This is a genomic window from Propionispora hippei DSM 15287 (genome assembly GCF_900141835.1).
GTDB classification, from domain to species: domain Bacteria; phylum Bacillota; class Negativicutes; order Propionisporales; family Propionisporaceae; genus Propionispora; species Propionispora hippei.
Genome location: NZ_FQZD01000031.1, coordinates 1 through 23,627 on the forward strand (window position 1 = coordinate 1; position 23,627 = coordinate 23,627).

A 23,627-nucleotide genomic window follows, 5' to 3' on the forward strand; every position below is an offset into this window, starting at 1 on the left:
AAAGAGTGGGTTCGGCAAAACCGGCTTACGAAGTCAGGAAAAATGCTATATAGGAAGAGAAGTCAAACCATTGAGCGGAGTTTTGCAGACGCTAAGCAACTGCACGGACTTCGCTATTGCCGGTTTAGGGGTAGAGAGCATGTACAAGAGCAGGCGTTACTAACGGCTGCTTGTCAAAACATGAAAAAGATTGCCAATCACCTCGCCAGACTGGCGTAGGTATCGGCAATCTTTTCTTTTTGAGTCTACTTAGTGATGGTTTTCCTTTTGTTTTGTCTAATAGAAACCCCCATGGCTTAGATCTTTCCCAAACCATGGGGTTCTTCAACAGCCTGAAGCAGCCTGCCGGCTGCTTGTTTGTTGTTAAAACAGACTTATCTGGTTGTCTTAAGCTGATTGTACTGGGCAAGAATACCGGAGAACAGCGCCGTACCTGCAGCAACTCCCGTATAGTGCTCAATGGCCTTTTCAATTCCCTTGTCCCGGATAAAACCCTGCACTTCGACAGCTTCCGGATCCTCCTGATAATCAAACAGCAGCGCGGCGGCAATAACGGTTGCCAGCCCGACCGGTTCAAACTCATAGGCTGCTGCCTGTGTGGCCGGACTTACCAGACGGTCGGCCGGCGACAGCTTGCGAACCGGTGACCGGCCCACCCGGGTCACCTCATCGCTGATATACGGATTGGTAAAGCGTTTTAAAATTTTATTGATATAGGCTTCATGCTTCTCCCGGTCAAAGCCGTATTTGGCGACCAGGACAGCACCGGTTTCGTGCAGCACTTTCTGGGTCGTGGCCACAATGTCCGGGTTTTTCATGGCCTGGTCAATGCTGGGCAATCCCTGCAGATAGCCAAGATAGGCTACCGTGGCATGACCGGTATTGACAGTAAACAGCTTACGCTCAATAAAAGGCTTGAGGTCATCCACATAGGTTACCCCGTCAATCGCCGGGATAGCGCCGACGATCTGAGATTTATTGACCACCCATTCATAAAAAGGTTCGACTGTAACCAACAGCTTGTCGTCATTTTTCTGCAACGGAACAATCCGGTCAACCGCGGCATCAGGAAAACCGATAACCTTATCGGCCTGCGCCTTGTCGGCGTCGCTCAAAGCAGCATAGACAAAGGATCGCAGTGCCGAGCTGCCGCCAATCATGTTCTCGCAGGCGATGACATTGAGCGGTTCCCCGCCTTGCTGCAGCCGGAGTGAAATGCCCTTGGCAATGACGGGAGCAATAAATTTTAAGATATTGGGACCAATGGCGGTGGTAACCAGATCGGCTTTGGCAATCTCCCGGGCTACCGCGTCTTCATCTTTGCCGTTGACCGCCCGGACCGAGGTCACAGTAAAAGCCGTTTTTTCCTCAGCGGCCAGCACTACCGTATATTCTTTGCGGTTATTGATTTCTTCCACCAGTTCCTGATTGACATCAACAAAGCAAATTTCATATCCTGCCTGATGCAATAACTGTCCGATGAAACCCCGTCCAATATTGCCGGCACCATAGTGAACTGCCAGCATATTACATACCCCTTTCAAAAATATCGATAATCTCTTCGGCGCTCTTAGCCGCTACCAGTTTCTTTACGTTTTCTTCCTCAGCACAGACCAAAGCGATATTGGAGAGAATCTCCAGATGTTCATCGCCCACACCAGCAATGCCGATTAAAAGATAGGCCTTATTGCCTTCCCCGAAGTCAACGCCTTGCGGTACCTGGACAACCGAAATTCCCGAGGATTTTATAAACGGTTTAGCCTCGTTGGTGCCGTGCGGAATAGCTACGCCATTGCCGATATAGGTGGTGATCAGCTCTTCCCGCTCATACATTTTAGTAATATAATCCGGCGCCACATGCCCGTTATCAACCAAAAGCTGGCCGGCCAGGGCAATCGCTTCCCGTTTGTCGGCAACACTGGCATTCAATTTAATTTTATTTTTTCCGATTAATGCTTGACTCATCATTATCTCTCCTTTTTTATCTTTGCTAATACATATTTATATAGATGGGTTGTAAAAAACGCGATAATGCGTTGCTGATTGCCGGACTCCAGGATAGGAGCCAGTTCGTCCTCAATGAGCAATGAGCTGACTTCGCTCAGCACTTCCAACCCTTCCTTGCTGATCCGGGCCGGGGCCAACAGGAGTAAAATCCGGTCGACATCCAGGTATTTCTTATCCATGCCTTTAATGAGCAGCGGATTATCCAGAAGATATAGCCGTGCCGCCGGCCGCAGCACCGCTTCGGTTTTAGCGTGGAACAATGCCAGCCGCATATTGGGAATACCCAGGCCCCCCAGTCTTTGTCTTTCCAACAGCTTTTCAATGACCTCTTCTTTATCGCGGATGACCTGCAACTGCTCCAATTTCCGGCAAATAGCCTCCAGGACCTCTTCTATATGCATGTTTTGATTCAACACGGTATCAAAACGAAAGTTTTCAATAATCGATAAGGTATGACCAATATAAGCCTGCCAGCCTCTCAAATCGCTCAGCACTTCCTCAGTGTTCAGCACATTCGAAGCATCCGGCTGCCAGGGACCTTTTCTGATACCTTTCAGAAAAACATTGATATTGTGAACATCCTCCTTGGTTAGCAAGGGCGTAACCAATACATAATCATCGCGCTGCAGCGACAGGGGAACCGTCGAAATAATCAAGTCATACTCGGTTTCCGGAATTTTATTAATATCAAACAAGGATATATTTTTCGCCAGACCGATATAGGGTAATTCCTTCTCAATCCGGCTGGCCAGTATCTTGGAGGAACCGATGCCGCTGGAGCACACAACCAGGGCCCGGAATTTCTGGTTAAACTGCCCCATTCGTTCCAGCGAAGCGCCAATATGCATCACCAGATAGCCAATTTCCTCCTCAGGCACCGTCAGTTCGTCAAAAACCTCGGCCACTGCCTGCTTCAGGACCTGAAACAAATCGCTGTACCTGGCTTTGATCTCGGTGAGCAAGGGGTTGCGAATCTTCATGTTCTTCTGGATTCTAAATAACGCCGGCTCAATATGCGTGAGCAGACCCTGTACCAGATTCGGGTCAGCCTGAAATGAAACGTCAAGCTGTTCTTCACAGTAGCGAATCATCCGGTTAACTTTAGTGACCAGTTCCAGATTTTTGAATTCAAACCAATCATCATAAGAGCTGCGCAGTTTGGCGCCGCGAAGATGCATGGTAATGTAGCCGATTTCAGAGTCAGGAATATCCATCTGAAAAATACTGCGCAACCGTTGAATAATGGTTTCGGCGATCCGGAATTCGGAGGTAAGCTCCAACTCCTTCAGATGCTCTTCGTCAAAAGTAATTTGTTCTCCCTTTTCAATGCGCTCAATGGCCAGCGCCAAATGAATCACCAGACCGATGAACGAACTGTCCGCCAGAGGATAGGGTAATTCTTCCTCCAGGGTTCGCAGCGAGTTTTCAATCATAATCAGTTTTTCTTTTTCAATTAAGCCCAGCAGCCGTTCGGAAACGGTATTGATATGCCGGGTGGACTTGCCGTGGATATTTTCCTTTAAAATGCCCAGCAGTTCAAATTCATCCAAATGCTCCGTGATCAGTTCGCTCATCGCCTTGCGTTTGGCCGACTCCGAACCGCACAGTTCCACACCGTAACCGCGCTTTCTGAGCAGCGTCAGATCGTAGCGCCGCAGCCAATCCACCATTTCATCCAAATCATAACTGATGGTCGCTGTCGTCACTTTGAGATCAAAAGCCAGTGAAACCAGCTTGACCGGCTCTGTCGCCTCCAGTAGCTGGCACAGGATGAGCAGCTTCCGCTCGTCCGGCGCATACTCCACCGTAGTCTGATTGTACAGAGACAGGCGCAGCTCTTCCTTTTGGCGGGCCTCGCCTTCAATGGCAACGCCAATGCCGGACCGTTTTACCAACTGTAACCCTTGCTGCTCTAACAACGGTTCCAGTTCGGTTAACTCCCGGTGTACAGTACGGGTGCTCACCTCAATTCGGTCAGCTATATCTTTTATCGTGATTTCCTGTTCTTCAGTTAAGAGGATATTCAGAATCATCCGCTGCCTTGAGCTTACGCCCATACATTACCCTCCCCGCAAATGGAGAACAGACTGGGCTCGCGCCCAGTCCCTCCGGATACAGGCAAACGCCCTTGAACCTCAATACTTCTGCTAAGGTGCCATCCGTTCTCAGTTCTGATCAGTTTTGCCTGTGAAAAAGAGTTCACGCTAGTTGGCATACAACTAGCGTGATTTTTTTATTAGGACAAACGTTCTACCAGTTGATCATATTCCGGACTGCTCAGGAAGTTCTCAATGGAAATGTGCTCGGCGCCCGGCAGTTTGCCTTTAGCCCGTTCAGTCAGACTTTTCTGAGTGATAACAATATCGGCATCGCCGGGAAGTTCGTTAATCGCTGTGTTGATGACAGTGATATCCAAACCGGCATCTTTAAATTTCTTGCGAAGGATGGAAGCGCCCATAGCACTGGAACCCATGCCTGCGTCACAAGCGAATACTACTTTTCTTACGTTGGTAACTGCTTTGGTTTCTACTTTTTTGCCTTTCATCTGTTGCATTTTAACAGTGGCTTGTTCCAAATCATCTTCTTCCGTTTGTCCGCCCATCTTTAAGAGAGCCGAAGCGATGAAGAAGGATACGGCAGTGGCTACGGCTACACCGGCCAATACCGGGAACAGCCCGCCTTTCGGCGACATAGCAATTAAAGCGAAGATACTACCAGGCGAGGGAACGGCTACCAGACCAGCTCCTAAGATTTGGAATGTCAGCGTACCGGCTACGCCACCGCCCATAGCGGCCAGGATCAAACGGGGATTCATTAGAATATAGGGGAAGTAAATTTCATGAATACCGCCAAGGAAGTGAATGATGATCGCACCAGGGGAAGACTGTTTAGCCATTCCTTTACCAACCAGCCAGTAGGCCAGCAGAATACCCAAGCCAGGACCCGGGTTTGGTTCAAGCAGGAAGATGATGGATTTACCGGCTTGAGCAGCTTGTCCGAGGCCGATCGGGCTTAAAATACCATGATTGATTGCGTTGTTCAGGAAGAGTACTTTAGCCGGTTCGATGAAGACGTTAGCCAGCGGCAGCATGCCTGCACTGATGATTACGCCAACGCCAGCAGCTAACGCTTTGCTAAGGCCGCCAACAACCGGCCCAACACCGGAGTAACCCACCAGGGCCACGATAGCGCCGCCAATACCGGCGGAGAAGTTGTTAACCAACATTTCAAAACCGGAAGGAACCTTACCTTCGAAAGCCGCGTCAATCTTTTTGATAATCCAGCCGCCGAAAGGCCCCATAATCATAGCGCCCAGGAACATTGGAATGTCTGCACCGACGATTACGCCGATAGTGGCTACAGCACCGACAACCCCACCGCGGACGTCATGGACCATTTTACCGCCGGTATAACCGATTAATAATGGCAATAGGAAGGTGATCATCGGACCAACTAATTTTGCGAAGTACGCGTCGGGTATCCACCCGGTAGGAATGAATAAAGCCGTAATAAGACCCCATGCAATAAAGGCACCGATGTTTGGCATAACCATCCCGCTGAGGAATCGGCCAAACTTTTGAATCGCCACTCTGGCTCCCTGCGATTCGGTTTGAGCAACAGAACTTTGCATTGCATTTACCTCCTCATTATTTTGTTGACAAATTTTAATAAGTCCTTACAGCTATAACTATAAATGATCTAAAACAAGATATCAAGCAAATGAAAATTGAGATTCGTCAAATTACTTGTTGCCAACATTTAATTTCACTGTCTATTTTACCAATAATTTCACGGCCCATTCATTACATTTATTTCCATATTTTACGTTATGTAAAGTTTCGAGTAGCTAACGGCAATAGGAAATTCGCACTTTCTTTTCTTTTTATGACGACTAGTACTTTGTCAGCCTTGAAACGTTGGAATCATGGTAAGACTATTTTCCGGAGGAAGAAGGCATACCGGTAGTATGCTGACGACAACGAAGGACACAGAAATAGCGTCCCCATTCATAAAGATTAAAGCAGATAAGGTACCCGGCCTCTCTAAGGTGGGTAACTTATTAATCGGCCTTGCAAAAAAACAGTACGGCGCTTCCCCGCAGGGAAAACGGCCGTACTGTTTTGAAGCAACTGCCTTGCACGCAGCTGCCGCCTGATTATTCCTTTATATCCTTGCTTTGTTTCAAAGCTCCCAGGCCGTCCTGCGCTACTGCCACATCGGCTTCGCCAAAGGTTTTCATATCGTTCAGCATGTGCAGCGAGGCGTCGAGAATGGTTATCCCCAACGCCGCCCCTGCCCCTTCCCTATCCTGCAGCGCCAAGTGCAGATACGCCGGGACGCCGGTTAAATCCAGAGCGGTTTTCTGTAAGGTCAGCCGGCTGTAATGGGAACCGATCAGATAAGCATCCGCTGACGGCACCAATCTGACAGCAAGCAAGCCTGCCGCCGCCGTTACCAGATTATCCAGCACGACGGCCACCTTATGAGCGGCGGCACCCACAATTACGCCAAGCCAGACAGCCAGCTCAAAGCCTTCCAGGGTCGCCAGGAGAGTAATCGGCTCAAGCTCACCTGCCTGTATGCCGGCCAGGCGCCACAGTAGTTCTCGGGCCTGCATCAATTGCTCTTGTGTCAGTCCTTCTGTTCCTTCCAACTCCCGCTTATCCGCCAGCCAGGCCGTCAGTGCGGCAGCCGCCGGCACTTCCCGGCTGTCGCCTGTGGCAATGCCAATAATCCGGACACCACGGCCGGCTTCGATCGCTGCCAAACGAACTCCCTGTCTGATGGCTTCTCTGATTAGACCGCAACGTGCCGGCAGCGCTGCTATGTCCTCTTCCCCGGTAAACAATTGGGCTATTACCAGATGAGCCTTGCAATGACCGGCAGCCACCTGAAACACGGGCGACCGGTCCGCATCGACTCTACCGTATTGCAACTGAATCAGGCTGCGCGGTAAATCACGCGGTCTGGGATTGGCCGTTATACCGGCCAGCTTAACCGCCAAGTGTTCCAGGGCATGAAGGCTCCCCAACGGCTTGGTCAGATTGTCAATCCGGATCTGACAGCGTTCCATGCTCGACCTGTCCAGGGGCAACACCGCTGCCCCCAGGGTAGTAAGCAGGTCTTCTGCACCGCCCGGTGCCTCTGCCAGACGGATAACCTCTTCCCGGCCGGCCACTTCCGGTTGCCCGGCAGCGGACCGGAGCATTTTTACCGAATAGGCCAGCATATTAACCACAAAAGAAGCGCCAATCGCTTCACCTAGCCGCACTCCCAAATCCAGCATGGCTTCAAGCCCCAGGTGAGCAAGCGCCACTTTGTGGGCCGGCTCGCCGGACAGATGGGACGGCGCCAGATACGGTTTAATCCCGGATTCTATCGCATAAGCCAGCAGCGCTGCCGCCGTAGTGTTCAGCCCGTCGATAACTACCAGACAGCGATGAGCCGCCGCTCCCAACACAACACCGGCCAGGGTGCCCAATTCAAAGCCGCCGATTTTACTCAGTACATCCAGCCCGTCCTTGGGATTAGGCCGGTTGACGGCCAGCACCTGTTCCACGATGGCAATTTTAGCCGCCAGACGACTGTCGGAAATGCCTGTTCCCCTGCCAGTGGCCTGGCGGGGCGAAATGCCTGTAAAGGCCGAAACAATCGCCGCACTGACCGTCGTATTGCCAATACCCATTTCACCGAGGCTAAAGCAATTATATCCCTGTTTAACTTTTTCCCTGACGATTTCAATGCCTGTCTCGATGGCCTGAATCGCCTGTTCCCGGGTCATTGCCGGCCCTTCGGCCACATCCGACGTGCCATAGGCAATTTTACGATGCCAAAGGCCTGGCACACCGGCCAGGTCGACGGCAACACCCACATCGACCACCGCCATGTCGGAACCGGAAAAGTTGGCCAGGGCATTGGCGCTGGCGCCTTGTGAGCAAACATAGTTCTTGGTCATTTGCGCTGTCGTCTCGATCGGATAGGCGCTAACCGACCGTCTTGCCACCCCGTGATCGGCACAGGCAACCACCATGCAGCACTTCGGCACCGTTGGCTCTGTCGTACCTATTATGCCGGCATACTGTACGACCAGCCCCCGCAGCCTGCCGATATCCTGCCCGTCCTTAAGCAAATCTTCCAGCTCGCTACGCACGGCAGTCATCGCCGCCTTATCCAGGCCGGCAATACCGGCAATTGTTTCATTCAGTAATTTCATAATTGCCTCCTAAATTCTTCTTCTCCCGGCGAACACTTTACTGCTGTCGCCAACACTGCAAAAGGGCCCGTTCGCAACAAGGCAGGCAGTACCTGGCGCTTTGGCTGCAAACGGGCTCCGTTGAGTTTGCCTTTATAAAAGTTTTAATACCTGATCTTTGGTAAAAGGGCCGCCGTGGCCACCGTAAAACAGGCTGGCCTGACCCAACAATTGACGGACGCTGGCCAGCAGGCGCTGCTCATCGGTAGCAAAATACGCCAAACAGGGTTCTCCGGTAAACGGCGACGGAACAAGGATGTCACCGACTAAAGCCTGCCCCGAGGCCAGCACGACCGAGATGGAGCAGTCGGTATGCCCCGGGGTATATACCGCCCTGCCGTCAATTCCATAGTCACGCAAGTCAAACGCCTCACCGTTCATAACAATATCCGGCTCTACCGGCGCGGCAAGCAGCGGCAGATTAGGGCGCAACATTTTAAGTACCTTTTCGCCCAGCCCGTTGCGGGCCACAGCAGGAGCGTGCCCACCGGTTCGCAACAGCGGCGCCGCTTGTTCATGGCAAAGCAGCGGTGCGCCGGTCATGGCCTTGAGCAGCGCGGCCTGTCCGTAATGATCGGCATGTCCGTGGGTAACCACAATCAGTTGAATATCCCGGGCCTGTAAGCCCAGCCGGGTAAATTCCGCCGCATACCGTGCCTCATCGACATGAATTCCCGTATCCACCAGCAACACTCCCCGCTCCCTGACCAGCAGCGCGTTGGCAAAGCCTAATACTAACGTATGTATTTCCGTCATCTGTCTCGCCCTTATCTTAAATTTCGTCGAAAAATAAAAACCAGCCCACCGCACGCCTCGGGCGGCATAGTGGGCTGTGCTTTTTCATCATATTCGATGTTTTCCCGTTTGTCAAATCCCAGGGAACCACTGATTTATTCACACTGCACATCCTGGCGGATCTTTTTCTGTCTGGCTGCGTCAGCAAAACCTTGAAACAGGAACCGCTATTCCTGCGGTTTTACTTCCCTGCCCGACGAAAAAATCTCCCGCCAGCCCGGCAGGCTCATTACATCAGCGGTTCCCTAGTGCATGTCGCAACTAGTCCGCTCCGTCCGGGCAAATGACAAACTCCGCTATATTCTAAACTTAGCCACCGCTGCCTGTAATTCACCGGCCAGTTGAGCCAAGCTTTGGCTTGCCGAGGCAATTTCCTCCATCGAAGCCGATTGCTCTTCTGTGGCGGCCGATACATTCTGGGCCTCGGAAGAAGTCGCCGTGCTGACTTTGGCAACGTCCTGAATCCCTGTTGCCATTTCTTCACTGCCGGCAGCCATATGATCAATCGACTGGGCAATACCGTCAATTTGTTCCGACAGCACCACAATGGAATCCACGATTTTGCCGAAAGCTTCCCCTGTTGCATTAACCATCCGGATTCCCGCCCGGATACCCTCTGCTCCGGCCTGCGTAGCAGTAACCGCCTGTTCCATATTTACCTGATTTTTGGTGATCAAGGTGCCAATTTGCTGTGCCGCCTGGTTGGAGCCTTCGGCCAGCTTCCGGACTTCCTCGGCCACAACAGCGAAACCGCGGCCATGTTCTCCCGCCCGAGCCGCTTCGATGGCGGCGTTTAAGGCCAGCAAATTAGTCTGTCCCGCAATGGAAGAAATCAGCGTGACAATTTCCCCGATTTCCCGCGATCCGTTGGATAGTTCCTCAATAGCCTGCTGTACGGCGTCCGAGCCTTCCCCGATACGGTTAATTTGTTCCACCGTCTGCTCTACTGCCTGCCGTCCCTGTTCGGCCTCGGTCGACGTGTTCTGGGCAATATGCGCCACATCGCCGGCTGCCGTGACCACTTCCTTGGTACTTTGCATAATGGCGTCGGCAATCATGGCTATGTATTCGGCCGACCCCGCCTGTTTCTCTGTTCCCTGAGCAATTTCCGTAATTGAGCCGGCCACCTGATTGGCCGCCTCGGCCGACTGGTGAGCGCTGGCTGTCAGTTCCTCACTGGAAGCGGCCACCTGCTCATCCTGGGATAAAACCTGAGCCACAAGAGCGCGGAGTGAAGTCCGCATATCGTTAATGCATTGGGCCAGTTGACCGATTTCGTCCTCCGAGGTGACCAAGTCAGGCCGTTGTCTCAAATCGCCCTGAGACAACAGCAAGCATTCATCACGCATCAACTTAATCGGTTCCGCCAGCCGGCCGCTCATTACCATAATGTAAATTGCCACCAGCACCAATAGAACAAAAGATGCCCCCACCAATGCCGGTGTTAATGAACCAATAGCTGCCAGCGCTTTTTCTTCCGGCAGATTAGCCAGCAATGATTGCCGGGACAAATAATAACCGATGGCCGACAATACGACAGCCGTTATAATTTGCACCGGCAGAAAAGTGAGCAGAAATCTCGTTCGAAGAGTAGTCATGTCCAATTCCATCCCCCTATATCTCCAGTTCTCTAGAGCTATATTATATTTTATATTATTGAAAATTCGACAGATTCTAACTAATCCCTCCAACAGAATGTATCCTGTTAGGACTTACCCGTTATTTTTTAGTATTTTCTCCTCCTCTCCGCCGGTTACGGCAAACTTTCCAAGCCAGCCACAGCCATCTAACTGAATTTACCCTAGTGGGCTATTTACTCTGAAATTACAAGCACTTTACGGTTCTGTTTTCACAAGACTTTGTTATCATTGGCCCACATCCGCCCGATAGGCGCGCCGCCTTAGTCTCGCCTTGAAAAAAACCGCCCATTCAATTTGCATTTTCAAAGTAAACGGCCCACTAGGTCGTAACAATCAACTCCTGCGCCAAACTAAAGCAAGCGGTAAAAGCTCACTAGCTTGCACCCGTCAATCTCCAAACTTAGACTGCCTAGCCGGAAAATCCATCTGCCCATATCCTGTTTTCTAAATAAAAAACCAAGCTGTCGCCTGGCTAATATTACAATAGAGCAACCTGGCAATCATAGACAAAAAGTCCGTAGACCCATAGCTTTGCGCCCTTATTTTTCAATAAGTTTGCCGGATATCCTTAATTTGATTATATTATTCTACTTTATTCGAACGATGTCAATAATAATTAGGACAAAATACCCATTATCCAAACCATCTTCGTGTTTTTATGAGGCAGGACAATGGCAGGCTACTCTTCGCACCCGCTGCAGCCATCACAGCCGCCTTGGCCTACCCTCTCATAAGACGGCCGCCGGGGGACCGGGTAAGCGGCAGGTTTGGAAGGCACTGCAGCCAGTGCTGTCACATACTCGCCAGGTAATCCCTGCTCCCGGGCACCCTCAAGAACAAGATTCAGATATTGCGTGCTGGGTACCTCCGGCTGACCCAAACGGGCTTTCTTATAAATGGTAGCCGCTACCGGAGCTTCTCCATCCACCGACACTTCCACCGGGTAGTGAAAATATTCTCCCGTTCCGTCAGCCCGGGCATCCTCGCAGTTATCCAGGCGCTCCCAGTCATACGGCTCCAAACGGTACAACACACCCCATACAGCAGACTGAGGATCGGGAACCACAGTTTCAACCGCGCCGTCCCAGGTGCGGGAATAACCGAAAAAATCAACCCGGTGTCCCTCCAGCCGTGCAATACCCAATACCTGAGGATTACTGCACTTTAAGTGCATCAATGCCCGGTTGATATTGGCCCCATAAGCAAAATACAAACGTTCCTCAATCTGTCTCATCATGGATTCCCCCTACTCGATCAATTTTGTCCGGCTAGCCGGCGGTGCTCTACAAACATTTCATAGTTCTTCCTGATAATTTGCGGAATGGAAAGTTCGTAAGGACATCGCGGCAGGCAGGCGCCACATTCCACACAGTTCGTCACACTCTCCATGGCCGCCTTGGAAAACTCAATGGAAACTTGCGGCGACATCCGCTTAGCCACAATGGGATAGCCCATGGCCGGTGTAATCATAACCCCGTGTGGACAGGGCTGACAATATTCACAGCGGCGGCAAAACCGCTGTCCCAGCTCGCGGCGGCACTCTTCCATGGCCGCCAGATCCTCCTGCTTAACCTGATTGGGCTCTTCATAGATAGCCAGTATTTCATCAATCGACGCAACCGAATCAAAACCGGGAATAGGAATAGCTTCGGGATACTGGCGCAGAAACTTAAACGCCAGCGCTGCATTATCCAGCGCCCCGCCGGCAAAGGGCTTCATCACGATATTGCCGAGATTCATTTCTTTGGCGATTTTGTGCAGTTCTTCCTTCGGCTCCTGTTCAATAAAATTAAACGGAAATTGGATGGTCTCAAACAAACCTGTTTTCACTAATTTGATGGCCATCGCCAGATTATGGGACGTAATCCCGAGGTGCCTGATTTTCCCCTGTTCCCGGGCTTTCACAACAGCTTCCAAGGCACCTCCCGGCGCCGTAATAGCCTGCCAGTCCTTTTCCTGCGACACCTGGTGCAATTGGTACAAATCAATGTAGTCCGACCGGAACATACGCAAGCTGTTTTCCAGGTGTGCCGTCGCCCCGGCGGCATCCCGCCGGCCCGTTTTCGTGGCGATAATAACCTTGGTCCGGCAATGGCTAAATGCCTGGCCGATTTTGTCCTCGCTGTCTTTATAGGCATTGGCCGTATCATAAAAGGTAATGCCCCGTTCCAGAGAATACTGCAGTATCTTGACCGCTTCGGAAGCCGGCAGGCGTAGAATGGGTATGCCGCCAAAGCCCACTTCGGAAACAGTAAGACCCGTTTTCCCTAATATCCGGTATTGCAAAACAACCATCCTCCTTTGTATTATGCCGTCCGACAATAGCCGGCAGGACTTTTACTGCGTGCTACAACTCCCAAGTTCTGTATGCAAGTGCAAATTCCTGCCAACAGCCTTGCTTCTCTTCCAGCCGTACCGGCAAAATATTTATGTGCCGGAGATCTCTTTTTTATGATAAAAATACTGCTGCCGGTCATCGATCAGCAACCGGAAAGGGCTTAACAACCGCCTGAGACTGCAAAAGAGGCGCGGTCAAACACAAAATGTGTGTTTGGCCGCGCCTTTGCTGTGCCTTATCCGGGCTAAACTTCCATAATGATCGGCAGGATCATCGGCTTTCGTCCGGTCTTGGTAAATAAATATTTTGTCAGCGAATCCCGCATGTCCGACTTCATCGGCATCCATTCGGTAACCGGTGCATTTTGATAACGCTCCAGCACCTCCTTAACCACCCGCCGCGCTTCGTTGATCAGGTTGTCCGCATCGCGGACATACACAAAGCCACGGGAGACGATATCCGGTCCATCCAGGACCAGACCGTTCTGCTTGTCCAGCGTAACCACTACGATCAGCACGCCGTCCTGCGATAACTGCCGCCGGTCCCGCATGACAATGTTGCCCACATCGCCAATCCCCAGCCCATCGACAAAAATCTTGCCGGCCGTAACCTTGCCGGACACCCGGCCTGTTTCCCTCGTAAATTCCAGGACCTGTCCGTTTTCGCCAATAAAAACATTCTCTTTCGGAATGCCCACTTCATTGGCCAGCTTGCCATGAAACTTGAGCATCCGGTATTCGCCATGGACCGGAATAAAGAATTTCGGACGAACCAGATTCAAGATGAGTTTTAACTCTTCCTGACTGCCGTGGCCGGATACGTGAATACCCGAAGAACGCTCGTAGACTACGTCTACTCCCAGTCGCATCAGCGCGTCAATCGTCCGGCCTACTGACCGCTCGTTGCCCGGGATGGGCGTAGCGGCAATCAGTACGGTGTCGCCGCGGTGAACTTCCATACTGCGGTGATTCTGGAACGCCAGCCGGCTTAATGCCGCCATCGGTTCCCCCTGGCTGCCTGTCGTCAGAATCAGGATCTGATTATCCGGATAACGGTTGATTTCCTCCACCCCGATTAGTACTCCATCGGGAATAGTCATATACCCCAGTTCAGCGGCCTTGGTGATAACCGTCACCATACTGCGCCCCAGCAAGGCCACTTTGCGCCCGAACTCGTAGGCCGAACTGATCGCCTGCTGCAGACGCAACACGTTAGACGCAAAGGTGGTCATAATGATCCGGCCCTTGGCCATCCGGAAATGTTCGTTCAGCGCCTCGGTTACCGTCCGTTCCGACTTGGTAAAACCGGGCCGTTCCGCGTTAGTGCTGTCCGACAGAAGCACCAGCACGCCCTGGTCGCCTAATTCGGCAAATTTGTGAATATCAATAATCTTGCCGTCGACCGGCGTCTGATCAATCTTAAAGTCGCCGGTATGCACCACTGTACCGATGGGCGTCTTAAAGTAAATCCCCAGCGCATCGGCAATCGAATGGTTGACCTGGATAAAACCGATCTCAAACTGTCCGGCCCGGATCATGTCGCCCGGCGCCACCGGCATCAGGCTGTTGGCCTGTACGCTATACTCCCGCAGCCGGCCCTCCACTAAACCCAAGGTCAGACGGGAGCCGTACACCGGCACGTCTACATGCTTCAACAGATAAAACAGCGAACCGATATGGTCCTCATGGCCGTGGGTCAACACCACGGCCCGGATTTTATCTTTATTATCCAGTAAATAGGTCATGTCCGGAATGACAAGGTCAATGCCCAGCATGTCCTCCTCCGGAAAAGCCATACCCGAATCCAGTACGACAATGTCGTCGCCATAGCAAAAGGCCGTCATATTCTTGCCAATTTCGCCAAGGCCCCCGATCGGGATAATTAATAATTTTTCATCACTACTCAAGAAAATTTCCCTCCAAATGTATCAATTTACTTCATATATTTATTGTTTACTACAAGCCCCCGCCGGGCTTACTCCGCCGTTTCCCTTGCCCGCCGGTAGAAATTCAATCCAAACCGGTATCAATTATCCGCTCATAATAATTCCTTTAAGTATATACATTTTACCGGATTTTTGCAAGAAAAATCCTTCTGTTGCTCTGCTTTGCAGCCCCGGCGCTAGAAAAAGCATTGCTTTATTATCAATAGTATTCCCAAAAACAAAGCTTTTTCCACAGGCAAATATAGTATGTAACGTTTAGCGCCGGTCAAAAAAGTAAAAAATCAGCTCGCCTTTTGTCCCGGCGTACCGCCCCAAATCAGACTGGCAGCTCCCGATAAAAAAGAGGCTGTATACGGCAGTTGCCGCACTACAAGCCTCTTGTCCGCATTATTATACCGGTTCCTCCGGCTTGCCGGCCGCCGCTTTATAGAGCTTCCGGTTTTGCAACAGCCACACCTTTTCCGAGAACCGGCCGGGCGGGGTACTTCCCAGTACCTTTTGCATATCGTACATCCGGGCATCAATCAAATCAAGATGGTGCAGCATTTCCGCCTCCGGAATCATCGGGCGTTTGGGACTGCCGAACTCCGGCTCATAATGATGGGAAAGAATCATGTGCTGCAGCAGCAGGGAAGCCTCCTCGCCGGCACCGACCTTCCGGGCTACCCGGTCAATCAGCTTGATCCCCTGGACAATATGGCCCAGCAATTCCCCCTCGGCGGTATACTCGGAAACAATACCCCATTCTCCTGCATCCATTTCATCCAGCTTGGCAATATCATGCAAAATGATACCGGCAAACAGCAAATCCTTATTCAACAACGGATAAATCCGGCATGTTTGTTCGCCAAGCTGCAGCATGGTAAGAATGTGATACAAAAGACCGGACCGCACGGCATGATGATTGCTCTTGGCCGCCGGGTAAATCAGCAGTTTCTTCTTACAATCGTCGATGATAAAACTGACAATGGCGTTCAGATCGGCATGTTCAATCTTTCTGACAAACTGCAGCAGTTCGGCATACATCGCTTCGGCATCGCGGGGTGCCACCGGCACAAAATTGGCAATCACCAGCCCGTCTTCCGCCCCGGCCAGCCGGAGTTTCTCTATCTTGAGCTGCAATTTGCCCTGCCATTCAAATACGGCGCCTTTTACCTTAATCAAGGAGCGAGCCACGTACTGCGCTTCGTCTGCCGGACTGCAATCCCATAGCTTGGCATTCATTTCTCCCGTCTGGTCAGACAGGGTAATATCTAAATAGCGTTTATTATTATTCGAGGTTTTGCAATCAACCGCTTTAATTAGAAAAAAGGTCTGTACACTGTCGCCAGGCTTCATATCACAAATTTTCTTATTTTCCATATTTCTCTCCCATGGTCGACGGACCGGTTCATTGCAAAACAGCGGCCCGTGTCTTAATCGTATCGCAATTACTTCTCGAAAACTTTGCAAACTCCTGCCAGTGCTCCGTCAGCTTTGAGACAGGAAGCTGATGGCGAAATTTTGACCGTCAGCAATTTCTGCTCTCAAGGTTGGCGGAGCGCCATCCCGTTTCAGGGAGCCACAGCCACTGCCAGGTCAAACATGCGATCCCAAGGATACGCAACGCGGATGGCGGCAGGGTCAATCCAAAGAAACCGCCGGGCAAACCGCTGCAGCTTCTCGTTGGTCCGGGCGGTGGCCTCAGGATTAAGCCAGCTTAGATATTCCGTTCTGCCCTGGTTAAGATACACCACTTCCCAGCAAACCTCCGGGCGAATATTAGCCTGATAAGCCCAGTCCTCCAAATAGCGGACGGCAAGAAGCCGTTTCCGTTCCTTATCATCCATATTACGGGCCAGCAAGCCCTGTCCCAGTGCATAACCCAGGGTATTGCTGGCCGTGTTCCAGCCCGAATAAGCAGCCAGCTTATCCAGCAAGCCCTGTTTGAACATGGCCTGCAGCAGTGAATTATCGGCACCGTTGGCGTAGGCCACGTCGGCCATGGCCACCAACCGGCCAGCCCGGATATCCTCGGCCATTTGCTGCGCCAGCTTCTCCGTTCGCTCTTCCCTGACCGGCAGGTTGGTAAATACATCGGCTTCCTCAGTCTTGCCGTTAAGCGGCGTATTCAAGTAGAGAACCAGGTCGGCTTGCTGCGCTGTGGCAGCCACCTGACCACCGGCCGCCTTAATGTGATCAACCACCGTAAGCCCCAAAGGCTGGTCCTCATAGCTGGCCAACGTATCCGGCCCGGCCCCGGCGGCATAACGGACATATACGGACGGCCGCTTGCCGGCCAGGCGGTTAGAAGCTCGCGTCAGCAGCACCATGCCTAGCTGGTCGGCACCGGGGAAAGAAGCGAAAGTGCCGGCCGGCAAATCCCTCACCAAAGGCTGTAACGACCGAAACTCCTGATGAGAACGGGAAAAGGGCGAGGTATCGTCCCGTCCCAGCAAGAGGTAATCCAATTGTTTTTGTTTTAGCAGAGCCAGCAGCCCGGTATTGATTTGATAGTTCTTAGCCCGCCGCTCCAGCCAGTCACTCAGATATTCCTGCGGAAGAGACGCCTCCAGGCCTTGCAGCTTGCTTTGCTCTTCCTCCGACAACCCCCGCAGCTCAGCCTCATCCTGCAAAGCCGTAAGCTGGAACAAAGCACCGCCGTATTTTTCGTAATAGACCGGCTCCATGCCGCCGATACTCATTTTCGGCGACCGCATCAGTGTGGCGAAAACATAGACAGGCGCCCGGGCATTCATGAGGCGCAGCCCGGCGAACCGCTGCAGCCGTCCTTCCAGTATAAAGCCGGGCAATTCATGGGTGCGGGAATCGACCAGGCCGCCATAAATCAAAGTATCGCCGGATAAAACAAATGCATCGGCAGCCGGCGCCTGCTCCGCCAGCCACTGCCACAAAGCCTCCGGCTTGCCGGCGCGGCCCCGTCCGGCCAGCAATTCGGCAGGCGGCACAATCAACTGACAGCCTGAAGCCTGCAGCGTATCAACCACATAGCCCAGCGATACCGGCCGGTCGTCGGCCGGTATATATACAATGCTTTTAGCCTCGCCGCGGCCGACAGCCCCGCCGGCGAAACACAACAGGACAAAACTCCAGCAAAGCAATAGCCTGCTCATCCATCGGCCAGCCCCACGTTTCATAACCCCGACCACCCGGCAACCTCCCCCGTTACGCTAATTCAGTAGTATTCTTAGCATAACCGGAGAAGCTACCTTTTATCACAGAGGCACCGCCAGCCAAGAGGCCAATCAATGGTCCTTTTATTCAGATTGCTCTGAGTCTCTTTCTAAAGACAGATACGGTTCCGCGCACGGCTTTCCCGGTAACCGTGGTCCGCGCCACACCCTTGCCATCTGCGACAATAAAAAAAACAGCCGGCATCAGTCTAATTGCTTAAGACCGATGCCGGCTTGTAAAAAGGGAGGACAGCCACTATTTTCTCAACACCTTACCGCTAAGCTTCCCGGTTGGCCGGCCATTATCCAAGGCTAAGCCACCGTTAACAAATACATATTCTATCCCTGCAGGATATTGAGCGGGTTCAATATAAGTCCCTCTGTCCCGGACAGTACCGGGATTAAAAATAACCACATCGGCAAAATAGCCCGGCTTTAGCAGTCCCCGTTCCCGCAGTCCGAAGGCTTCAGCCGGTTTACCGGTCATTTTGCGAACAGCCGCTTCTAAAGTAAGCACCTGCTCTTCCCGCACATACTGGCCAAGCACCTTGGGGAAAGAACCGTATACCCGTGGATGGGGCTTGCCGCCCAACAGTCCGTCGGTGCAGACATTTTGCTCGGGTCGCTGCAGAATGCGAATCACCTGGTCTTCCTTGCCATAAAAATCCACCATGCCGACGGCATTGCCCTCTTCGTTCAACAGATCAAAAGCCGCGTCATACACATTTTTGCCGCGCAGACCGGCGATCTCCACCAGGTTCTTACCAACCAGATCGCGGTTAGCAGCTGTCTTCACACTGGTAACATAAATTTGATCCGGTCCGGCAAAATCCCAGAAGTTATCCCAGCCCGGCAGGCCTTGCTCGATATCGCGAATCATGCGCCGCCGCGCCTCCCGGTCCTGCAGACGTCCGAGCAGTTTGTCGGTGCCGCCGTCATGAGCCCAGGGTGGCAGGATAACCCCCAGCATGGTGCTGCCGGCAGCGTAAGGATATTGATCAAAAGAGACCCTTATCCCCTCCCGGGCGGCTTTATCCAGTAAGTTTAGCATGGGCTCCAGATAACGCCAGTTTTTAACACCGCAAATCTTAAAATGAGAAAAATGTACCTTGACACCCGACTGCCGGCCTATATCCAGAATTTCCTCCATCGATTCCAGTACGGTGTCCGCTTCGCTGCGCTGGTGCACGACAAATACCCCGTCATAGCCGGCAACCACCTGGCATAGCGATACCAGCTCTTGTCGGCCGGCGTAGGCACAAGGCATATAAATCAAGCCACTAGACAAGCCAAACGCGCCGGCCTCCAGTTCCCGCCGGACAATGTCCTGCATTCGTTCCAGTTCCAGCGCCGTCGGCGGACGGTTATCCAGCCCCATAGCTTCCATCCGTACATTGCCGTGAGGTACCAGATAGGCCTCATTAAGCCCGACACCATTCTGTTCCAGCAGTTGCAGATAGCCGCCAGTGGTTTTATAAGTCCAGTCTATCCGGTCGCTGTCGCCGTCCAGCCCGGCCAGGTTTTTTCGCCAGGGCGACACATATTCCACCGGCAACGGCGCCAGTGAAATACCGTCCTGCCCCAGCACCTCCGTCGTAATTCCCTGACACAGCTTGGGTTCTAGCACGGGATTGAGCAGCACTGCCAGATCGGAGTGGCTATGCGTATCAATAAAGCCCGGTGCCACCACCAGTCCTTCGGCTTCGATCACCCGGTCAAAGTCACCCTCCCTGCCAACCGGACCAATACAAGCCAGCCGCTCGCCTTCAATCACCACGTCGGCCGGGAAAAGCGATCGTCCGCTGCCATCCGCCAGGCGGCCGTTCTTAATCAATATCCTCATACAACACTCACCTCAATACCGCGGCCAGAATGCCGTAATAAGCAGCAGCCGCCTGCAGCAGCTGGTCAATTTCAATATATTCGTCAATCGTATGAGCCAGATTTTCCCGGGAAGGTCCGAACCCAATCGTGGGGATGCCGGCCTCCCCGGCGTAATGACTGCCGTTCGTGCAGAAGGAGTATTGTGTCAGTTCCGGCGTCAGGCCGGCCCGGAGCAGGCCCTCCCAGGCCGCCGCAATAAAAGGCTCCTCCTTTTCGTACAGCCAGCCGGGGAAAAACCGATCCCCTTCAATTTCTGCCCCGGTATAGCAACGCTCCTTGCCGGCAGCAAAGCCAACGGATGCCCTACACTCCGGATTTTCCCGCTCCATTGCCGCCAGCAGCTCCTGCAGCGGCTTCAATACCGAGGCCGGCGTTTCCCCGACCAGCAGACGGCGGTCATAGGTTGCCCGGCAATAATCAGGCACCACCGAAGCACCGGGATAAGGCGAGGATTTGATGTCGGTCAGTTCCATAATGCCGGCTCCCATTATGTTATGGGCCGGCGGCGTTAATTGACGGATGCGCCGCACCACTTCAGCCATAAGGTAGACAGCGTTGACTCCCCACTGCGGATTGGCCGAGTGGGCAGGCCTCCCATAGGTTTCCACCACAATCTCCGCCCTCCCCCGCTGTCCCCGTTTTAGGTTAAGCTCCGATGCTTCACCAATAACCACATAGTCGGGTTGAATTCGCCGGCTGATTTCCCTGGCGGACACCCCCTCGAAGCACTCTTCGTGTACAACACCGGCCACGTAGATTTCACCGGGAAAGTTACGGCGGCTGTCAGTTGCAAAATAAGCGGCCGCCGCCGTCATGGCACTGACGGCGCCCTTCATATCGGAAGTGCCCCGGCCATAGATTCGCCCCGCTTCCACTTCGGCCCCGAACGGCGCATGGCGCCATTGAGCGGCATCCACCACCGGCACAGTATCCAAATGTCCGTCAAATAACAGCCTTTTTCCTGGCCGGTTTCCTCTAATGCAACCAATCATATTGCCATACCGGTCACGCCAAAAAGCATCGTAGCCCAAACTGACAAAGGCCTGCTGCAACCGGTCAGCCGCGTCTCCTTCCTCACCGGAATAACTTCGGCATTGCACCAGTTCCCGGCAGAGTTCAATCATCTCCTGCTCCCGTTGCTGATTTAGCATGTTTTCTCCCCCTCCTGCCAGGACGGATACGCCCCGTCCCAGACGATTTTACGATAGGAAGCCGGATCGGTATCGCCTTCGGTACTAATTAACAGCACCCGGGAATGCTGATCCAGCCCCAACGCCATTCTCGCTTCCCACAGCTCTTTTCGCTCCAGGAGAGCAGCCAGCAAACCGGCGCCAACCGCCCCCGACTCTCCTGCTATCACCCGCTCATCCTGACCGACTGGATTGCCCAACACCCGCATACCCTTGGCCGTCAACCAATCGGGACAGGAGAAAAACATGTCACCATAGTCCCGGAGGATACTCCAACTCAACGGATTGGGCTTGCCGCAGGCCAGCCCGGCCATAATAGTCGCCATGTCGCCGCTCACGCTTCGTTTCCGGCCGTCCGCCGCCAGGACCGAACGGTAAAAGCAATCGGCCTGATTAGGCTCGACCAGCACCATCACCGGCCGCTCAGCACCAAATGCAGCAATAAAATGGCCGGCTATAGCGGCAGCAAACGAGCCTACACCAGCCTGTAAAAATACATGGGTGGGCTTTTCCGGCCCCATTTGCCGGAACTGATCAAGGATTTCGGCCGCAATATGGGCATAACCCTGCATAATCCAGACAGGAATAGTCTCATACCCCTCCCAGGCAGTGTCCTGTACCACTACCCAGCCTTTATGGCCGGCCTGTTCAGCCGCCATATCAACTGCCTCATCATAATTCAACTCGGTAATCGAGGCTTCCGCTCCTTCACTTTGAATATGCTGCAGCCTGGTGAGCGACGAGCCTTTCGGCATGTAGACCACTGCCTTCTGCCCCAGCACCCGTGCCGTCCAGGCCACACCCCGGCCGTGATTGCCGTCAGTTGCCGTCACAAAGGTAATCTCACCCAGCGCTGCCCGGACGGCCGCCGAAGACAGAACGGTAAACGGCAGCGTTCCCAGGTCTTTGCCCAGCCGGCCGGCCAGATATTTGCCAATAGCATACGATGCCCCCATAACCTTAAAGGCATTCAGTCCAAACCGGTAAGACTCATCTTTGACATAGATGCCGCCCACCCCCAGCTTATCCGCCAACCCCTGTAAAGAGCGGAGCGGTGTGACCTGATACTGGGAAAAGCTGCTGTGAAACTGCGCCACCTCAGCCAGCGCCGCCGGGCCAAGGAAGGCTACATCGGTGCCATGCTGTCTTTTCAGGGCACTCTTTAGCCAAGCTACCTGATTCATTGGTTCTACCTCGCTTTCTAAAAGAAAAGAAAAACGGCGCTCTAAAGAACCGGATGGTTCTTGCAGAGAGCGCCGTTGCTCATTTATCTCATTTTGAGACACAATTGGTAAAAAAATATCCCCAACAAATGTCTTGGTCTGCCTTTATTATATCTCAAAATGAGATATAAGTCTACGAAAATCGGTGGCGCCAGCTGCATGTTGTCCGGATATCTAAAGAACACTACTTCCATAACGTTGCTTAAAGGAACACCGATGTATTCTCACGGCATGTTCTGACGGAGCTTTTCCTGTGGCTGCGTCAGCCAAACCTTAAAAGAGCCATTTGGTGCAGTTCCACTTCTTCCCTGCCGGCGAAAAATCTCTCACCATGCCGGCAGGCCTACAATATCAGTGGCCCCTTAAGATAATTCATACTCCTTAATTTTGCGGTATAGCGTCGCCCGGCTAATACCTAGTAATTTGGAGGCCTTTTCCTTGCTCCGGACATCGCCGGAAAACTCGGCCAGCGCTTTGACAATGGCCTCTTTCTCCAGATGGTTCAGGTTTAGCGGCAATAATGACCGCTCCAGTTTTGTTTCCGGCAAGGTCAAATTGCCGGCAATCAGCTCGGCCATTTTTACAATAAATTGCAGCATCCATTCCCGGTTATCCAGCAGCAGCCGGGTCTGTTCCCGTTCAAAGCTGATCAATCCGATCACCCCGACAGGCTCACCTTGCACCAGAATAGGCGCAGCCATTTCCGCATCTTCAAAACAGTTCCCCTGGCGCGGGCAGGGTTGGCATAGTTCATGATTGCCCGGATTCTTAATCAGTACTGTTTCCCCTGTCTCCAGCACATGGCGGTATACAAAGCCGTCCAGCATAACACTGCCCCGTCCCTCCCGGTACTTGCCAGTACCGGCGACACGGATCAACTGGGCATCGGCAATTTCCACATCAATCTTTAACACGTCCGCTATAGCTTCCGCTGTTTTCTGTACAGTATCCCGTATATCCTGCAAACCTATCATCATAGCTCACCTCAAGCACATTAACCGCCTGAACGGCTTACCAGCCGGTCATCTCCTCAGGGCGTGTTTGCAACTATCCGAAACGCTCCCTGACGGCGCTTTTTGCACCATACTTCGTTAACATTTTTTGAAATAGGGGCCGCTATTCCGGCAAAATGTTGCCTCGTCTGGTACAAAAATCACTCGCCAGGGATCATTCCGTTAG

17 protein-coding genes and 1 riboswitch are annotated in these 23,627 nt (G+C 52.6%); of the genes, 1 reads left to right on the forward strand and 16 read right to left on the reverse strand.

Annotated elements, in window-relative coordinates; translation table 11 throughout:
* Positions 1–219, forward strand: a 219-nt coding sequence (locus tag F3H20_RS14710) for a transposase (protein ID WP_149735669.1), incomplete at its 5' end; no start/stop codon positions are given.
* 155 nt (positions 220–374) lie between these two features.
* Here the strand turns inward: F3H20_RS14710 and F3H20_RS14715 are convergent.
* From F3H20_RS14715 to F3H20_RS14790, 16 genes are all read right to left on the reverse strand, one after another.
* Positions 375–1,526 carry a mannitol-1-phosphate 5-dehydrogenase gene (locus F3H20_RS14715; RefSeq protein WP_149735670.1) on the reverse strand — a complete coding sequence of 384 codons (1,152 nt, stop codon included), beginning with the start codon at positions 1,524–1,526 and terminating at the stop codon, positions 375–377.
* Between the two features lies 1 nt (position 1,527).
* Positions 1,528–1,965 carry a PTS sugar transporter subunit IIA gene (locus tag F3H20_RS14720; protein WP_149735671.1) on the reverse strand — a complete coding sequence of 146 codons (438 nt, stop codon included), beginning with the start codon at positions 1,963–1,965 and terminating at the stop codon, positions 1,528–1,530.
* A 2-nt stretch (positions 1,966–1,967) separates the two neighbouring features.
* On the reverse strand, positions 1,968–4,064 hold the full coding sequence (locus F3H20_RS14725; protein ID WP_149735672.1) for a BglG family transcription antiterminator: 2,097 nt from the start codon (positions 4,062–4,064) through the stop codon (positions 1,968–1,970).
* Between the two features lie 179 nt (positions 4,065–4,243).
* On the reverse strand, positions 4,244–5,638 hold the full coding sequence (locus tag F3H20_RS14730; protein ID WP_149735673.1) for a PTS mannitol transporter subunit IICB: 1,395 nt from the start codon (positions 5,636–5,638) through the stop codon (positions 4,244–4,246).
* Positions 5,639–6,163: 525 nt separating this feature from the next.
* Positions 6,164–8,221 carry a nicotinate-nucleotide--dimethylbenzimidazole phosphoribosyltransferase gene (gene cobT, locus F3H20_RS14735; RefSeq protein WP_149735674.1) on the reverse strand — a complete coding sequence of 686 codons (2,058 nt, stop codon included), beginning with the start codon at positions 8,219–8,221 and terminating at the stop codon, positions 6,164–6,166.
* 132 nt (positions 8,222–8,353) lie between these two features.
* Entirely contained in the window at positions 8,354–9,016 is a 663-nt protein-coding gene (locus tag F3H20_RS14740) for an MBL fold metallo-hydrolase (RefSeq protein WP_149735675.1), read from the reverse strand.
* 335 nt (positions 9,017–9,351) lie between these two features.
* Positions 9,352–10,653 carry a methyl-accepting chemotaxis protein gene (locus F3H20_RS14745; protein ID WP_223191785.1) on the reverse strand — a complete coding sequence of 434 codons (1,302 nt, stop codon included), beginning with the start codon at positions 10,651–10,653 and terminating at the stop codon, positions 9,352–9,354.
* A gap of 526 nt (positions 10,654–11,179) precedes the next feature.
* A riboswitch (cyclic di-GMP riboswitch) is annotated at positions 11,180–11,265 on the reverse strand.
* A 109-nt stretch (positions 11,266–11,374) separates the two neighbouring features.
* On the reverse strand, positions 11,375–11,932 hold the full coding sequence (locus F3H20_RS14750; protein ID WP_149735677.1) for a gamma-glutamylcyclotransferase family protein: 558 nt from the start codon (positions 11,930–11,932) through the stop codon (positions 11,375–11,377).
* A 17-nt stretch (positions 11,933–11,949) separates the two neighbouring features.
* A complete protein-coding gene (locus tag F3H20_RS14755) occupies positions 11,950–12,981 on the reverse strand; it encodes an aldo/keto reductase (protein WP_149735678.1) in 1,032 nt (343 codons plus the stop codon).
* Positions 12,982–13,277: 296 nt separating this feature from the next.
* Positions 13,278–14,939 (reverse strand): ribonuclease J, encoded by a 1,662-nt coding sequence (locus F3H20_RS14760; RefSeq protein WP_149735679.1) that lies wholly within the window; start codon positions 14,937–14,939, stop codon positions 13,278–13,280.
* Positions 14,940–15,368: 429 nt separating this feature from the next.
* Complete coding sequence (locus F3H20_RS14765) at positions 15,369–16,340, reverse strand: 3'-5' exoribonuclease YhaM family protein (RefSeq protein ID WP_149735680.1); 972 nt, start codon at positions 16,338–16,340, stop codon at positions 15,369–15,371.
* 191 nt (positions 16,341–16,531) lie between these two features.
* On the reverse strand, positions 16,532–18,115 hold the full coding sequence (locus F3H20_RS14770; RefSeq protein ID WP_149735681.1) for a DUF4127 family protein: 1,584 nt from the start codon (positions 18,113–18,115) through the stop codon (positions 16,532–16,534).
* Between the two features lie 292 nt (positions 18,116–18,407).
* Positions 18,408–19,994: an N-acyl-D-amino-acid deacylase family protein gene (locus tag F3H20_RS14775; protein WP_149735682.1), complete on the reverse strand. Its 1,587-nt coding sequence runs from the start codon at positions 19,992–19,994 to the stop codon at positions 18,408–18,410.
* A 7-nt stretch (positions 19,995–20,001) separates the two neighbouring features.
* The gene (locus F3H20_RS14780) at positions 20,002–21,186 is read right to left on the reverse strand and encodes a YgeY family selenium metabolism-linked hydrolase (protein WP_149735683.1); all 1,185 of its coding nucleotides are present in this window, start codon (positions 21,184–21,186) and stop codon (positions 20,002–20,004) included.
* On the reverse strand, positions 21,180–22,409 hold the full coding sequence (dpaL, locus tag F3H20_RS14785) for a diaminopropionate ammonia-lyase (RefSeq protein WP_149735684.1): 1,230 nt from the start codon (positions 22,407–22,409) through the stop codon (positions 21,180–21,182). The genes F3H20_RS14780 and dpaL overlap by 7 nt, the downstream gene beginning before the upstream one ends.
* 401 nt (positions 22,410–22,810) lie before the next feature.
* A complete protein-coding gene (locus F3H20_RS14790; RefSeq protein ID WP_149735685.1) occupies positions 22,811–23,425 on the reverse strand; it encodes a GAF domain-containing protein in 615 nt (204 codons plus the stop codon).
* Positions 23,426–23,627: the final 202 nt, after the last annotated feature.

Excerpts from the sequence above, each read along its gene's own strand:
- F3H20_RS14715 (WP_149735670.1), bottom strand. The coding sequence starts at position 1,526 with ATGCTGGCAGTTCACTATGGTGCCGGCAATATTGGACGGGGTTTCATC.
- F3H20_RS14720 (WP_149735671.1), bottom strand. The coding sequence starts at position 1,965 with ATGAGTCAAGCATTAATCGGAAAAAATAAAATTAAATTGAATGCCAGT.
- F3H20_RS14725 (WP_149735672.1), bottom strand. The coding sequence starts at position 4,064 with ATGGGCGTAAGCTCAAGGCAGCGGATGATTCTGAATATCCTCTTAACT.
- F3H20_RS14730 (WP_149735673.1), bottom strand. The coding sequence starts at position 5,638 with ATGCAAAGTTCTGTTGCTCAAACCGAATCGCAGGGAGCCAGAGTGGCG.
- cobT (WP_149735674.1), bottom strand. The coding sequence starts at position 8,221 with ATGAAATTACTGAATGAAACAATTGCCGGTATTGCCGGCCTGGATAAG.
- F3H20_RS14740 (WP_149735675.1), bottom strand. The coding sequence starts at position 9,016 with ATGACGGAAATACATACGTTAGTATTAGGCTTTGCCAACGCGCTGCTG.
- F3H20_RS14745 (WP_223191785.1), bottom strand. The coding sequence starts at position 10,653 with ATGACTACTCTTCGAACGAGATTTCTGCTCACTTTTCTGCCGGTGCAA.
- F3H20_RS14750 (WP_149735677.1), bottom strand. The coding sequence starts at position 11,932 with ATGATGAGACAGATTGAGGAACGTTTGTATTTTGCTTATGGGGCCAAT.
- F3H20_RS14765 (WP_149735680.1), bottom strand. The coding sequence starts at position 16,340 with ATGGAAAATAAGAAAATTTGTGATATGAAGCCTGGCGACAGTGTACAG.
- F3H20_RS14770 (WP_149735681.1), bottom strand. The coding sequence starts at position 18,115 with ATGAAACGTGGGGCTGGCCGATGGATGAGCAGGCTATTGCTTTGCTGG.
- F3H20_RS14775 (WP_149735682.1), bottom strand. The coding sequence starts at position 19,994 with ATGAGGATATTGATTAAGAACGGCCGCCTGGCGGATGGCAGCGGACGA.
- F3H20_RS14780 (WP_149735683.1), bottom strand. The coding sequence starts at position 21,186 with ATGCTAAATCAGCAACGGGAGCAGGAGATGATTGAACTCTGCCGGGAA.
- dpaL (WP_149735684.1), bottom strand. The coding sequence starts at position 22,409 with ATGAATCAGGTAGCTTGGCTAAAGAGTGCCCTGAAAAGACAGCATGGC.
- F3H20_RS14790 (WP_149735685.1), bottom strand. The coding sequence starts at position 23,425 with ATGATGATAGGTTTGCAGGATATACGGGATACTGTACAGAAAACAGCG.